This is a genomic window from Comamonadaceae bacterium OTU4NAUVB1 (assembly GCA_024372625.1).
Lineage (GTDB): Bacteria > Pseudomonadota > Gammaproteobacteria > Burkholderiales > Burkholderiaceae_C > Variovorax.
Genome location: CP099605.1, coordinates 2739097 through 2752839 on the forward strand (window position 1 = coordinate 2739097; position 13743 = coordinate 2752839).

Annotated in this window: 15 protein-coding genes; 8 read left to right on the plus strand and 7 right to left on the minus strand. The window is 63.5% G+C overall.

The genetic code is table 11. The features are described 5' to 3' along the window. Positions 1-91: 91 nt before the first annotated feature. Positions 92-1537 carry a S41 family peptidase gene (locus tag NF681_16270; protein UST53837.1) on the plus strand — a complete coding sequence of 482 codons (1446 nt, stop codon included), beginning with the start codon at positions 92-94 and terminating at the stop codon, positions 1535-1537. 51 nt (positions 1538-1588) lie between these two features. Beyond that, positions 1589-2356 carry a molybdopterin-synthase adenylyltransferase MoeB gene (moeB, locus tag NF681_16275; GenBank protein UST53838.1) on the plus strand — a complete coding sequence of 256 codons (768 nt, stop codon included), beginning with the start codon at positions 1589-1591 and terminating at the stop codon, positions 2354-2356. A 6-nt stretch (positions 2357-2362) separates the two neighbouring features. Here the strand turns inward: moeB and NF681_16280 are convergent, their stop codons facing one another. After that, positions 2363-4375, minus strand: a complete 2013-nt coding sequence (locus NF681_16280) for an AsmA family protein (GenBank protein ID UST53839.1) — start codon at positions 4373-4375, stop codon at positions 2363-2365. Between the two features lie 268 nt (positions 4376-4643). On the opposite strand from NF681_16280, the gene NF681_16285 reads away from it, so the two are divergent. Next, a complete protein-coding gene (locus NF681_16285) occupies positions 4644-5042 on the plus strand; it encodes a response regulator (GenBank protein UST53840.1) in 399 nt (132 codons plus the stop codon). Positions 5043-5176: 134 nt separating this feature from the next. Here the strand turns inward: NF681_16285 and NF681_16290 are convergent, their stop codons facing one another. Further along, a complete protein-coding gene (locus NF681_16290; protein ID UST55813.1) occupies positions 5177-5809 on the minus strand; it encodes a response regulator transcription factor in 633 nt (210 codons plus the stop codon). Positions 5810-5940: 131 nt separating this feature from the next. Between NF681_16290 and NF681_16295 the strand changes: the two genes are divergently transcribed. From NF681_16295 to NF681_16310, 4 genes are all read left to right on the plus strand, one after another. Next, positions 5941-7254, plus strand: coding sequence for a CHASE3 domain-containing protein (locus NF681_16295; GenBank protein UST53841.1), 1314 nt, complete (start codon positions 5941-5943; stop codon positions 7252-7254). A 202-nt stretch (positions 7255-7456) separates the two neighbouring features. After that, positions 7457-7828 carry a hypothetical protein gene (locus NF681_16300; protein UST53842.1) on the plus strand — a complete coding sequence of 124 codons (372 nt, stop codon included), beginning with the start codon at positions 7457-7459 and terminating at the stop codon, positions 7826-7828. Between the two features lie 100 nt (positions 7829-7928). Next, positions 7929-8309 carry a phage holin family protein gene (locus NF681_16305; protein ID UST53843.1) on the plus strand — a complete coding sequence of 127 codons (381 nt, stop codon included), beginning with the start codon at positions 7929-7931 and terminating at the stop codon, positions 8307-8309. Next, positions 8299-8784, plus strand: coding sequence for a hypothetical protein (locus NF681_16310; GenBank protein ID UST53844.1), 486 nt, complete (start codon positions 8299-8301; stop codon positions 8782-8784). Before NF681_16305 ends, NF681_16310 begins: the two co-directional genes overlap by 11 nt. Before the next feature lie 117 nt (positions 8785-8901). On the opposite strand, the gene NF681_16315 is transcribed toward NF681_16310, so the two are convergent. The 5 genes from NF681_16315 to nudB form a co-directional block, all read right to left on the minus strand. Beyond that, positions 8902-9099, minus strand: coding sequence for a CsbD family protein (locus NF681_16315; protein ID UST53845.1), 198 nt, complete (start codon positions 9097-9099; stop codon positions 8902-8904). Between the two features lie 148 nt (positions 9100-9247). Then, complete coding sequence (locus NF681_16320) at positions 9248-9670, minus strand: BLUF domain-containing protein (protein ID UST53846.1); 423 nt, start codon at positions 9668-9670, stop codon at positions 9248-9250. Positions 9671-9679: 9 nt separating this feature from the next. Then, the gene (locus NF681_16325) at positions 9680-10414 is read right to left on the minus strand and encodes a GTP cyclohydrolase I (protein UST53847.1); all 735 of its coding nucleotides are present in this window, start codon (positions 10412-10414) and stop codon (positions 9680-9682) included. A gap of 12 nt (positions 10415-10426) precedes the next feature. Next, complete coding sequence (locus tag NF681_16330) at positions 10427-11224, minus strand: endonuclease/exonuclease/phosphatase family protein (protein ID UST53848.1); 798 nt, start codon at positions 11222-11224, stop codon at positions 10427-10429. Beyond that, on the minus strand, positions 11221-11682 hold the full coding sequence (nudB, locus tag NF681_16335; GenBank protein ID UST53849.1) for a dihydroneopterin triphosphate diphosphatase: 462 nt from the start codon (positions 11680-11682) through the stop codon (positions 11221-11223). Before nudB ends, NF681_16330 begins: the two co-directional genes overlap by 4 nt. Positions 11683-12016: 334 nt before the next feature. Here nudB and mqo point away from each other — a divergent pair, with 334 nt between their 5' ends. Beyond that, a complete protein-coding gene (gene mqo / locus NF681_16340; protein ID UST55814.1) occupies positions 12017-13696 on the plus strand; it encodes a malate dehydrogenase (quinone) in 1680 nt (559 codons plus the stop codon). Positions 13697-13743: the final 47 nt, after the last annotated feature.

The following is a 13743-nucleotide window of genomic DNA, read 5'->3' on the forward strand; positions in this document are numbered from 1 at the left end:
AACCGGACGGCGCGCCAGGGGAACCGTGGCGCGCCGATCGCTTCCAAGCAGCGGGCTGTATATTGATCCGACAGCCGACAAGGAATCACACATGGGCCAGAAACTGAAAATCACCGGCTGGGTCGCCGCCGGCGCCGTTGCCGGTGTGTTGACCACCGTCTCGCTGCAGACCGTCGCGCGCGGCTCGCTCGCGCCGCTGCCCCTGGAGGAGCTGCAGCAGCTCGCAGCGGTCTTCGGCATGGTCAAGAGCGACTATGTCGAGACCGTCGACGAGAAGAAGCTCATCTCCGACGCCATCGCCGGCATGGTCGCCGGACTCGACCCGCATTCCCAGTATTTCGACAAGAAGTCCTTCAAGGAATTCCGTGAAGGCACGTCCGGCCGCTTTGTCGGCGTGGGCATCGAGATCGCCCAGGAAGACGGCCTGATCAAGGTGGTCTCTCCCATCGAGGGTTCGCCCGCGTTCCGTGCCGGCCTCAAGCCCAACGACATGATCACCCGCATCGACGACACGGCCGTGCGTGGCCTGTCGCTCAACGATGCCGTCAAGAAGATGCGCGGCGACGCCAATACCAAGGTGCTGCTGACGGTCTTCCGCAAGGACGAGAACCGCAGCTTCCCGGTCACGATCACGCGCGAGGAGATCCGCACGCAGTCCGTGCGCGGCAAGGTCGTGGAGCCGGGCTATGCCTGGATCCGCCTGTCGCAGTTCCAGGAGCGCACGGTCGACGATTTCGTCAAGAAGGTCGACGAGATCTACAAGCAGGACCCCAACCTGAAGGGTCTGGTGCTCGACCTGCGCAACGACCCGGGTGGCCTGCTCGACGCCGCCGTGGCGATCTCCACGGCCTTCTTGCCCGCCAACGCCGTGGTGGTGTCGACCGACGGCCAGCTCACCGAGAGCAAGGCGGTCTACAAGGCGGCGCCCGAGTTCTATCAGCGCCGTCCCACCGACAGCGACGCCCTGCGCAACCTGCCCGCCGCGCTCAAGACGGTGCCGCTCGTGGTCCTGGTCAACGAGGGTTCGGCCTCGGCCAGCGAGATCGTCGCCGGCGCGCTCCAGGACCACAAGCGCGCCACCATCATCGGCAGCCAGACCTTCGGCAAGGGCTCGGTCCAGACCGTGCGCCCGCTGGGTCCGGACACGGGCCTGAAGATCACCACGGCACGCTACTACACGCCCAACGGCACGTCGATCCAGGCCAAGGGCATCGTGCCCAACGTGCTGGTCGACGAAACCGCCGAGGGCAGCCCCTACGCCGCCCTGCGCATGCGCGAGGCCGACCTCGAGAAGCATCTGGCCAGCGGTCAGGGCCCCGAGCAGAAGGATCCCGAGCGCGAGAAGGCCCGCGACGAGGCACGCAAGCGCCTTGAGGAGGAAGCCAAGAAGCCGCCGCAGGATCGCAAGACCCCCGAGTTCGGCAGCGCCGACGACTTTCCGCTGCGTCAGGCGCTCAACAACCTCAAGGGCGTGCCCGTGGTCGCCAGCAAGACCCAGGTCGTGGTCGAGAACAAGGAAGAGAAGAAGGAGAACTGATCGGGATGGGCCGTTGACGGCCCTTCCCGTTCGGTCCATCCGAGGCCCTGCATGGACGACGCCGCGCTGCTGCGTTATTCGCGGCACATCCTGCTCGAGGAGTTCGGCATCGACGGCCAGTCCCGCCTCGATGACGCACATGCCCTGGTCGTCGGCGTGGGCGGTCTGGGATCTCCCGTGTGCCTGTACCTCGCCGCGGCGGGCATCGGGCACATCACGCTGGTGGACGACGACACCGTCGACCTCACCAACCTGCCCCGCCAGATCGCTCACGGGACGGCCCAGGTGGGCCGGTCGAAGGTCGAATCCGCCGCGCTGGCGATGCACGCGCTCAATCCTGGCATCGTCCTCACGACCCACGAGCAGCGGGTCGACCGCGTCTGGTTGGACCGAGCGGTGACCGGTGTCGACGTCGTGGTCGATTGCAGCGACAACTTCGCCACCCGTCACGAGGTCAATCGCGCCTGCGTGCGCGCCAGCGTGCCACTGGTATCGGGCGCGGCCATCCGCTTCGACGGCCAACTGAGCGTTTACGATCCGAGGGACCCGCTGTCACCGTGCTATGCCTGTGTCTTTCCGCCCGATTCGACCTTCGAGGAGACGCGTTGCGCCGTCCTGGGCGCTTTTTCGACGGTCGTCGGCACCATCGGCACCCTGCAGGCCAACGAGGTGATCAAGCTGCTGGCGGGCATCGGTCCCTCGCTGGCGGGACGCCTCCTGGTTTTCGACGGCCGGAACGTGACCTTCGATCATTTCGGCCTCGCACGCGATCCGGAGTGCCCGACGTGCGGTCACCGATCGCCGGTTTTCACCAGCTGAATCCGCCTACTGTTTCGCGGCCTTGCCCTTGGCGGCCCCTTGCTTGGCAGCCGCGGACTGCGGCGTGCGTGCCTCGCTGAGTACCTCCTGGCAGTCGGCGTTCTGTCCCGGGCCCGTTTCCACCGTCGCGGCCAGCGCAAGCAGCGGATTGATGGCGCCCAGTGCCAGCGCCGCCAGCCCTCGCGCCACGAGCGGTGTCGCCTCGACGCCCGCCGTGGGCGATTCGAGCGTTCCGCCGATCACCAGCGGCGTTCGCAGCGACAGGATGCTCATGTCCTTGGGCTGCGGCTTGATGACGAAATCGATCGTCTCCTTGGCCAGATTGAGGTTGCCCTCGGCATTGAAGACGGTGTCGGTGGTATCGAAGACCAGGCTGCGCCCCGCCATCACGCCCTTGTCGACATCGAACGCCACGGCCGCGCAGCGCAGCACGACGTTCCGATCGCCACGGATGAAGAACTTGACGATCTCCGCGCCGTCGAGGCCCATGAATTCGAGCAGCAGGTTGCTGAATTCGCCCCGTCCCGTCATGGCGGCGACATCGCCCGATGCGTTGCCGAGCCAGGACGCGACCGAATTTCCACGCCCCGACAGGTTGATCCGGCCGTCGAGCCGTCCGAGGCTGGTGCGCATCGTCTCCACCTTCGGAATCAGCCGGTTGATCTGCACGGCGTTGACCTGGAGCGACGCGCGGATGTCCGCCGGATTCTGGGCGGCATCGATGCGGATCGCACCGGCCACCTTGCCGCCGGCCAGGCCGAGATCGAGGGGATCGAGGGTCAGCAGACCATCCTTGAGCAGGACGTGCACGCTGCCGCGATCGAGCGGCACATCGCGGACATTGCGAATGCGATCGGCGGTGTACTTCACATCGGCATTGACGGCGCGCAGGCGCGCGAAATCGAGTGTGGAGTTCGGGAGCACCCTGCCCGGGGCCGCGCGCGCGGTCTGCTTCGACGCCGTGGCCTGGACACCCTCGATCGCCTTGGCGGAACGTTCCGTGGGCGCCAAGCCGATCAACGGCCCCAGGTCGTCCATGTCCATGACCTTGGAGTGCAGCGCCCCACGCAGTTGCGGCACCTTCTGCGCCTGATCGAAATCCATCGACCCCTCGATGTCGGAAAGCCCCAACTTGCCCTGGAGGCCCTGGACCTTCCAGGACATGCCGTCCTTCACGATGCGACCGCTCACCGCATAGGGCGAAGTGTCCGGCAACGCCACGCCCAGCAGAGCGAACAACTCTCCAAGACTTTGTCCGCGCAACGCGAAATCGGCACGGATGCCGTCGAATCCTTCCAGCGCGGCGACCGTCCCGGTCGCCTTCAACCGGGTCTGGCCGGCGGCGGCGTCGATCTCCAGCGGAAACGGTGGGGACGCCGCAGAGGATTTCGTCAACTGCAGCACGTTGCCGGTGCGTCCCTGGGCCGTCAGCGGCTGGTTCTTGTAGGTTCCCTTGACGCGGTAATCCAGCGGCATGTCGCCCCGGGCATTGTCGAAATCCACATCGGCATGCAGGTCCACGCCCAAGTGCCTGGCCAGGAAATCCACCGAGCCCTTGTCGACCTGCACCTGGCCGATTTCCGGCGTGTTCTTTTCTTCCGACGTGTCCTTGCCGAAAGCCCAGGTCCGCCGACCGTCGGCTTCCATCTGGAGGCCCACCGCGGGCGATGACAGCACGATTCGCGGCAGCACGATGCGACTGGCCAGCAGCGGCCAGATGCGGATGTCGACCTCGGCCCGCTCCGCCCGCACGAGGTAGGGATCGCGGGCCCATTCCGGATTGGCGAACTCGACGCCATCGAGCCGCACGGTCGCCGTGCGCAGGCCCAAACTCACGTCGAGGCGACGGGTGATTTCGAATTTGCGCCCCGTCTTCTCGCTCACATAGCGGTTGACCGGGCCACGCAGCATGTCCCAAGGGAAGAAGACAACGACCACGACCAGAACCAGCACCAGCGATGCGAGTGCGAGACCAATGCGTTTGAGGAGGACTTTTCGCGATGTGTGTGTGTTTTGCATGAGTCGTTCATCCTGCCATGGCGACATCGAGGCGGATCAGCAAGTCGCTAATGCGCACCATCGGAGTTCGTGGATTGCGACCCGGTCGTCTGGCAGCCTCATGACCTGTGCGAGGTGACCTACGAAACACTCGGGTGGAAACCCGGTAAGCGCGCTCCTACGACCTCAAACCTTGAAGACTTGCAGGATTTCTCGCTTCGGCTTCTAGGATGATTTTCATTCCAGGTTTGTATGCCGAGGTCGGCTGCACGACAAGGGTGTCTCCGACATGGACTCCAGATTGAAAACTTTCATCGTCGAAGACAACGCCACGATCCGCGAAAACCTCGTCGACACGCTGGAAGAGTTGACGTGCATCGTCACGGTCGGCTACGCGGAGGCGGAAGACGAAGCCAGGAACTGGCTGGGTCACAACACCGGGAACTGGGAACTCGCGATCGTTGATCTGTTCCTGAAGCAGGGCAGCGGGTTGGGCGTCCTGCAGGGGTGCGCGGAACGCCTGCCGCATCAGAAGATGATCGTTCTGAGCAACTACGCCACCATCGATATCCGAAAGCGCTGCATGCAGCTCGGTGCCGACGCGGTTTTCGACAAATCCAACGAGATCGATGCATTGATCGATTTCTGCGTGGCGCAGGTTTCGGCACGGCCCACCGGCCTGTCATGAATCCTTCGACCGTTCAAGGAATCGGCACGACCGACGTCGGACACACACTGTTTCCAAAATGACGAAGGCACGATACCCTCGAGAGTGCATCGCGCCTTCCGGTCGTCAACCGCTTCCTGCGGTCGTCCAGCGAATCAGTCGATCAGCTTGTTCTTCAACGCGTAGTAGGTCAGGTCGCTGTTGGAGGAAAGATTCATCTTTTCCATCAGACGCGTGCGGTAAGTGCTCACCGTCTTCACCGACAGCGACAGCGTCTTGGCGATGTCGCCCGCCGTTTCGCCCTTCGCGAGCTTCAGGAACACCTGGAACTCACGCTCGGAGAGTTGTTCGTGGGGCGCTGCGTCGTCCTTGCGATCGAGTTGGCGCGCAAGCAGCTCGGCCACCGCGGGAGTGATGTAGCGCCGGCCCAGCGAGATCGTACGGATCGCGTTGACGATCTCGATCGGATCGCATTCCTTGTTCAGGTAACCACTGGCGCCCTGCCGGATGAGGTTCATGGCGTAGTGCTCCTCCGGATAGCCGCTGAGGATCAAGATCCCCACGTCCGGGGCCTTGGCGCGAATCATGGCCAAGGCGTCGATGCCGCTCTGGCCGGGCATCGACAGGTCCATGACGAGCACATCGAGCTCCGTGGTGCGCACCAGTTCGATGGCCTCGCGTCCCGTGCCTGCCTCACCGACCACCCTGAGGTCGACATGCTCCGAGAAAAACTGGCGCAAACCGGAGCGCACGATGGCGTGGTCGTCCACAATTCCGATCTTGATCATCATTTACCTTATTCGTTGTCCTGCGCGGCTGAGCGTCGCAATATGCTGATTGTTGGTCGGCTTCGATTATTCCCGAATTTGGATCGCTGGCATCTCGCGGAAACCTCATGCGTTGGATAGCTTTCTCGAAGATGGCCCTGGGACTCACGCTCGCCACGCTGGCGGCGGTGGCCGTGGTGGGCATCAACGAGGTCGGTTACCTGCGTTCCGGTCAGGCTCTGGAGACCGTGCGCAACGCACAGAAGGTGCGCACGACACTGTTGCGGCTCATGCAGAACGTCCTGGATGCCGAAACGGGTCAGCGTGGCTACCTGTTGACTGGCGAGGCGAGCTATCGCGAACCCTACGACACCGCCGTGACACAGGTGGGAGGCCGTCTGGAGGAACTGCGACGGCTCTACGCGGATCGGCCGGACGATGCGCGCCGGTTCGAAGTCCTCACGCACCATGTGGCTCGCAAGCTCGCGGAGATGGAAACGAGTGTCCGGCTGCGTCGCGACGGCGACGAGCAGGCGTGGAAGTTCGTCATGACCACCGACATCGGTCGCGAGGAGATGACGGCCATCCGCGGCCAGACCGAGTTGCTCATCGGCCTGAGCAACGAAGCCCTGCGGCAGGGCCAGACGCAGATCGAGAAGGCGTTGAGGTTCGGACGACTGGGGATCGTGGCGATCGTCGCCACCGCGTGGGTCGCCTTCTGGCTGTACCTGCGGCAGACCCACGCCATGCGTTCCATCGGCGAGCGTCAGCAGGAAATTCTTCAGGGCGAACGCAACGCGCTTGAAACGCAGGTGCAGGAGCGCACGGCGAATCTGAAGGAACTGGCCACCCACCTGCAGGAAGTGCGCGAAACCGAACGAGGCTATCTGGCGCGCGAACTGCACGACGAACTCGGCTCGCTGCTCACGGCCGCCAAACTCGACGTGGCGCGCCTGAAGTCGCGGCTCGCCGATGCGCCCGATGCGATGCAGCGCCTGCAGCACCTGACCGAACTGCTCAACAGCGGCATCGCGCTCAAACGGCGCATCATCGAGGACCTGCGTCCATCGTCGCTGTCCAACCTGGGGCTCGTCGCGTCCCTGGAAATCCTGGGCCGAGAATTCGCCGACCAGTCGGGCCTGCAGGTCGAGATGGTGCTCGAACCGGTCGACACCGACGAATCCCGGCAGCTGACCATCTACCGCATGGTGCAGGAAAGCCTGACGAACATCGGCAAGTACGCCAAGGCGACCGAAGTGACGGTCACGATGATGAACCAAGGCAGCCATGCCACCATCGAAGTGGCGGACAACGGCAGCGGCTTCGACACGCTCCATGTCCGAGCTTCCACACATGGATTGGCCGGGATGCGTCATCGCGTCGAGGCTGCTCAAGGCGAACTGGTGGTGGAATCGACGCCGGGCAGTGGCACCCGGCTGACCGCAACGCTGCCGCTTCGTCCCTGAATCGGCTTTGCCCGGTTTTTTGGAGCCGCACAACCGATACGTTGCTATCCTACGGCCCAAATCCCCTGCTACTGACAGGAGATTTACTTCGAGGCGGTAGATTACCAATCTGTCTTTATTTCATGTATTTGAAGCGCTGAAAATGCTTCATCGACAGAAATTTGGCCGGCACATCCAATGGAACCAAGGAAAGGATTTCTTCATGAACACCAAGTCAGCTTCGCAATTTGCCGATGACGCCAGCAAGACCGCCAACGACGCCGTCGAAACCACCCGCTCGTACGCACAGAATGCGGTCAACGCAGCGGGCGAAAAGGTCCGCGATCTGCGTCGCGAAGCGGAACCGGCGGTCGAGCAGATCGCTGCGCGTGTTCAGCAGGCCGTCCAACGCGGCCTCGAAGCGGCTTCGACCACGAGCGCACGTGCACAGCGTCGCTTCGAACAGGCTGCCGACGTGACCGGCCGGTACATCTCCGATCAGCCCGTGCGTTCCGTCCTGATCGCTGCTGCAGCGGGCGCAGCCATCACGGCACTGATCGTCCTTGCCAGCCGAAGCGGTCGCGACGAGTACTGATCGCCAGATCGATGAAGCCTTGCTTCGGTCGCATGTAATGCGCGCTGAGCAGGGCTTCAGCTGAATTCATTCCGATTTTCGTCTGCGGGCGGCTGATTCAATGTTCCATCCTATCTACTCCACCTTGTTGGGGCATCCTGAACTTATCGCCGACCACGTGGCGAACTATGGTGCCCTGATCAAGGCAGAAGCGCTGGAAGCCAAGCGCAACGTCATCAAGAAAGCCATTGCGGGCGCTGTCGCAGTGGTTGCAGGGCTGTTGGGACTCGTGTTCGCAGGTGTCGCCGTCATGCTGGGCGGTGTCAATGGTTCCTTTCATTGGGTGCTGTTGCTGGTTCCTGGCTTGACCCTGCTCGTCGCAGCGATCGCAGCCACCGTTGCCCTGCGTCCCTCTACTTTTCATGGATTCCAGGACCTGCGTGCCCAGTTGGATGCAGATCTGCATGCCTTGCACGTTGCTGGAGCGCGCGATGGCCATTGATCACTCGAGTCTCACACCTCAGCAACGCTTGGCGATTTCGCGGCGTGCGCTCTTCAATCAGATCGGTGAAGTCGCCGAGCAGGATGCGAAGCCTGCACGAACTGCGAACACATCGTCGATTCCACCTCGCGCGACACCGTCCGCAGGTCCGAGGACCAAGCGCGGCCTGTTGAGCGGCCTGCCTTGGCTGGGAGTGGCACAGAGCTTCGGTGCGCGTTGGTGGCGTCGCCACCCGGCAAACGCCGTGGTTCAATTGGCCCAGCCCCTGCTCCAGCGCTATGCAAAAAAGCAGCCGGGCAAGTTGATCGCATATGCCGCAGGCACCGGTGCGCTTCTGGTGATCATCAAGCCCTGGCGTCTGCTGTCGTTCACCGCTTTGGTGGCCGCCGTGCTCAAGACTTCCGATGTGGCCGACATGGTCACGACGCTGATGCATGGCCAATTGAACGACGATCTGAGCGACGACGGACGCTGACATCGACGGCAGCCCTATCGATGGGCGTCGTCGCGACCCACGTCGGACCTATTTGATCCACACTGGTCGGAAATAAAAAAGCCTGGCCGAAGCCAGGCTTTTTTGCGCTTTATTCGATCAAAGCTTGTCGGCGCCGGACTTCACCGCGTCCTTGGCCTTTTCCTTGGTATCGCCATAAGTGCTCTGCACCTTGCCGGCTGCTTGATCCACGTTGCCCTTGGCTTCAAGCTCGTCGTTGCCGGTCACACGACCCGCGACTTCCTTGATCTTTCCCTTGACTTGATCAACGCGTCCTTCGACTTGGTCTTTGTTCATGGCTTTTCCTTTTCGTGGATGGGTTTCATGGCGTTATGGCCACGAATTCAATCTAGGGCGATGCGCATGCCCAGGACGTTGGTGGTTCTCCCGAGCGTTTGTAGGACGTCAAGAATTCCGGCCAGCACGCCCCAAGATGATTCGGCCTTCAGCCTCGAACGCCCACGGCCGCGGTCGCCATCAATTCCTTCAACAATGCCAGGGACACCGCTCCGGACGCCGAATAAGGATCGAGTTCCGCCCGTTCCGAAAAACGCATCAGGGTCGAAGCGTGGACACGGCTGAGGTGGACCTGTCCCATCGTCCATCCTCCGAAACACCGTTCGACGATTTCCTCGAAATACAGCAACTCGACGTCCTTGTGCCTCGGGTCCTTCTGGATGTGTCCATAGAGGTCGTTGACGGCGGTGCGACTGCCTTCGATGCCCTGGAGGAACACCCCGTTGCCATAGCACAGGATGCCGGTGATGCCGCAAGCCGTGTTGTGGACACGGGCCTGGGCGAGGATCGTGTCGATCGACTGGGGACTGTCGTCGACGGCGCGGCTGGCGTACAGGAGACGGACGAGCATGGGTGGCTTTCAGCGTTGGCGTGGCAGAAGCGAAAGGAATTCACGACGCAGGTTGGGATCCTTCAGGAACACGCCGCGCATGACGGAATTGATCATCTTGCTGTCCATCTCCTTCACACCCCGCCACGCCATGCAGAAATGCTCCGCTTCCATGACGAGCGCCAGGCCATCGGGTTGCGTCTTCTGCTGGATCAGGTCGGCAAGCTGAACCACCGCTTCCTCCTGGATCTGGGGCCTTCCCATGATCCATTCCGCCAGACGGGCGTATTTCGAGAGACCGATGACATTGGTGTGCTCGTTGGGCATGACGCCGATCCACAGCTTTCCGATGATCGGGCAGAAGTGATGGGAGCAGGCACTGCGCACCGTGATGGGGCCCACGATCATCAACTCGTTGAGGTGTTCGGCGTTGGGGAACTCGGTGAGCTTGGGAGGCGGCACGTAGCGCCCCTGGAATACCTCATTGAGGTACATCTTGGCCACCCGGCGCGCAGTGTTGTCGGTGTTGTGGTCGTTGGTGATGTCGATCACCAGGCTCTCCAGCACGCCTTTCATCTTGACCTCGACCTCGTCGAGCAACGCCTCCAAGTCGCCAGGCTGAAGGAACTCGGCGATGTTGTCGTTGGCGTTGAAGCGCCGCCGCGCCGCCCTCAGGCGTTCACGGATCTTGACTGAGACCGGCGTGCCTTCTTCTTCTTGCGTGCTTGCTGCGGTGCCTGGAGAGGCATCGATCGTCCTTGACATGTACAAATCCTATCAGCGGGTGAACTCGCGTTCACCCTCGGCGAAATGCGAGAGCGTGGGGAGGGAGAATTCGGTGATCAACGGCAGGTGGTCCGACATGCGCGCCCAGACCGGGCCGCGCGGGACGCTGCAGGACACCGGCACCACCCGGCGAGCGTAGATGAAGTCGAGCTGCGTCACCGGCAGGCGCGACGGGTAGGTGAGCGTGGGCGGACCGCGCAGGTCGCTGGAATCTCGCATGTCCATCGCGTTCATCGCGTGGCGCATGCGCGCCCCCCAGTCGTTGAAGTCGCCCGCCACGATGACCGCCTCGTCGGGCGGTATCTCGCGCTCGATGAACTCGCGCAGCCGGCTCACCTGCCGCACGCGACTGCCCTTGATGAGGCCCAGGTGGACCACGATGGCGTGGACCGGGACACTGTCGACGTCGATCAGCACATGCAGGAGACCCCGCTGTTCGAAGCGGTGATCGGAGATGTCCTGATGCCCCGTGCGCACCACGGGCCACCGTGTGAGCAGCGCGTTGCCGTGCTCGCCATGGCGCGTGACCGCGTTGGTCTCGTAGACCGCCGTATAGCCTTCAGGGGCCAGGAAGTCGGCCTGCGGCTGTTCGGGCCAGCGGGCGAAGCGCCGGGCCCCCATGCGGTTCATCTTGCGCACTTCCTGGAGGCACACGATGTCGGCATCGAGCTGTTCGATCGCGTGGCCGAGGTTGTGGATTTCCAGGCGGCGCGCCGGGCCGATGCCTTGGACGCCCTTGTGGATGTTGTAGGTCGCCACCCGCAGAAGGGGGGCCGTCGTGGCATTCATGGCGCGAATTGTGGCAGCAGCAGGATGGCTTCGGCGTTGGAAGGCGAAAAGCAGCGGTCGGCCGCCTCGCGGTGCGGAAGCCACTGCCACGCCGTGTGCTCGCGCGGGGCGAGGACCGGCTCGATGCGGTGCGGCAGACACAGACCGAACAGGTGCTCGGTGTTGCGCGTCACGCCGGGAGCGTAGCGACGGCGCCATTGCGGATAGATGTCGTAGACGTTGCGCAGGCGCCAGTCGACCAGCCGCGCCTCGAACGCGCTGCCGCGTCCGCAGTCGATGCCGGTCTCTTCGCCGACCTCGCGTGCGGCCGTCAACGCGAGCGGCTCGTCCTCCCTGTCCTTGCTGCCGGTGACGGACTGCCAGAAATCGGGCGCGTCGGCACGGCGGATGAGCAGCACGTCAAGGTCGGGCGTGTACATCACGACCAGCACGGATTCGGGGATCTTGAAGGGTCGCATGGTCTGGAAGGGGTCGTGAAACGGTGGGAACGCACGGTAGCGCACCTCCGATAGGGTTTTCCCTTAGGAAACACATGCTCGCTTGTAAAATCCAGTCCCTGCGCACCGATCGCGTGGTCAGCTCCGACCCCGTGGGTCGCGAATTCCGGGGAGAGGCAACCAGCACCTGCCATCCGCCATACGAAGTTCCCGCGTCACGCCACCGTCCGGGGCGTGCACGCATTACCGATGCCGGCGACAGGACGCTATCCCCTCCGAAGTCCGAGTCTTCAATCCCGTCGTGTCGTTGCCGTACCCGTATCCGTATCCGTATTCCGAAAAGATGAATCTGATGATGTTCAAGAAAACGCATTCCGCCCTGGTGGGCGTGGCCCTGTCGCTGGCACTCGCCGGCGCGCAGGCGGCCGAACCCAGGAAGGTCGATGTGCTGCTGATCGGCGGCGGCATCATGAGCTCGACGCTGGGCGTCATGCTCGGCGAACTCGAGCCTGGCTGGTCGATGGAAATGGTCGAGCGCCTCGACGGCGTCGCCAAGGAGAGTTCGAACGGCTGGAACAACGCCGGCACCGGGCATTCGGCGCTGGCCGAACTCAACTACACGCCGGAGAAGGACGGCAAGGTGGAAATCGTCAAAGCCATCGAGATCAACGAGGCATTCCAGGTCTCGCGGCAGTTCTGGGCCTCGCAGGTGAAGCGCGACGTGCTGAAGAACCCCCGCTCGTTCATCAATTCGACGCCTCACATGAGCTTCGTCTGGGGCGACGAGAACATCGCCTTCCTGAAGCGACGCCACGCGGCGCTGCAGGCCAGCCCGCTGTTCCGTGGGATGCAGTATTCCGAAGACCCGGCGCAGATCGGCAAATGGGTGCCCTTGATGATGGAAGGCCGCGACGCGACGCAGAAGGTCGCCGCGACCTGGACGCCCATCGGCACGGACGTGAACTTCGGCGAGATCACGCGCCAGTTCGTCGGGCATCTGCAGACGCGGTCGAATTTCTCGCTCAAGCTCTCCAGCGAGGTCCAGGACATCACGCGCAATGCCGACGGCACCTGGCGCATCGGCTACAAGAATCTGAAGGACGGCAGCACCACGCAAACCGACGCCAGATTCGTCTTCGTCGGCGCGGGCGGCGGTGCTCTGCACCTGTTGCAGAAGTCGGGCATCCCCGAGGCCAAGGACTACGCAGGCTTTCCGGTGGGCGGCTCGTTCCTGGTGACGGAGAATCCGGCGATCGTGGAACGGCACCTCGCCAAGGCCTATGGCAAGGCGTCGGTGGGATCGCCGCCGATGTCGGTGCCGCACCTCGACACGCGCATCCTCGACGGCAAGCGCGTCATCCTCTTCGGTCCCTTCGCCACCTTCTCGACCAAGTTCCTCAAGGAAGGCTCCTACCTCGACCTGCTCACCAGCACGACACCGCACAACGTCTGGCCGATGGTGAAGGTGGGCGTGGCGGAATACTCGCTCGTCGAGTACCTGGCCGGCCAGGTGATGCTGTCGGACGACGACCGGCTGAAGGCACTGCGCGAGTACCTCCCGAACGCAAAGAAGGAGGACTGGCGCCTCTGGCAGGCGGGCCAGCGCGTGCAGATCATCAAGCGCGACAAGGCCAGGGGTGGCGTGCTGAAGCTCGGCACCGAGATCGTCAGTTCGCAGGACGGCACCCTGGCCGGCCTGCTGGGTGCCTCGCCCGGCGCTTCCACCGCGGCGCCGATCATGCTGGACCTGATGAAGCAGGTCTTCAAGGACAAGCTGGCCACGCCCGCCTGGCAGTCCCGCATCCGCGAGATGGTGCCCAGCTACGGCACGGCGCTCAACGCCAGCGCGGAGAAGGTCCAGCAGGAATGGACGTCGACCAGCCAGGTCCTGCAACTGGCACCGCCGCCGACGCTGGATGCCATGACGACGTCGCCGGCACCGGTTTCGGCGCCCGCCACGTCGGCCCGTCCCTCACCGAGCGGCCAGCCGGCCACGCGTCAGCCTTCGAAGGCGTCGACCGACATGGCCCTCTGAGGTCCACGCGCTCTTGAAGGAATAAAAAAGGGGCACCCACCGGTGCC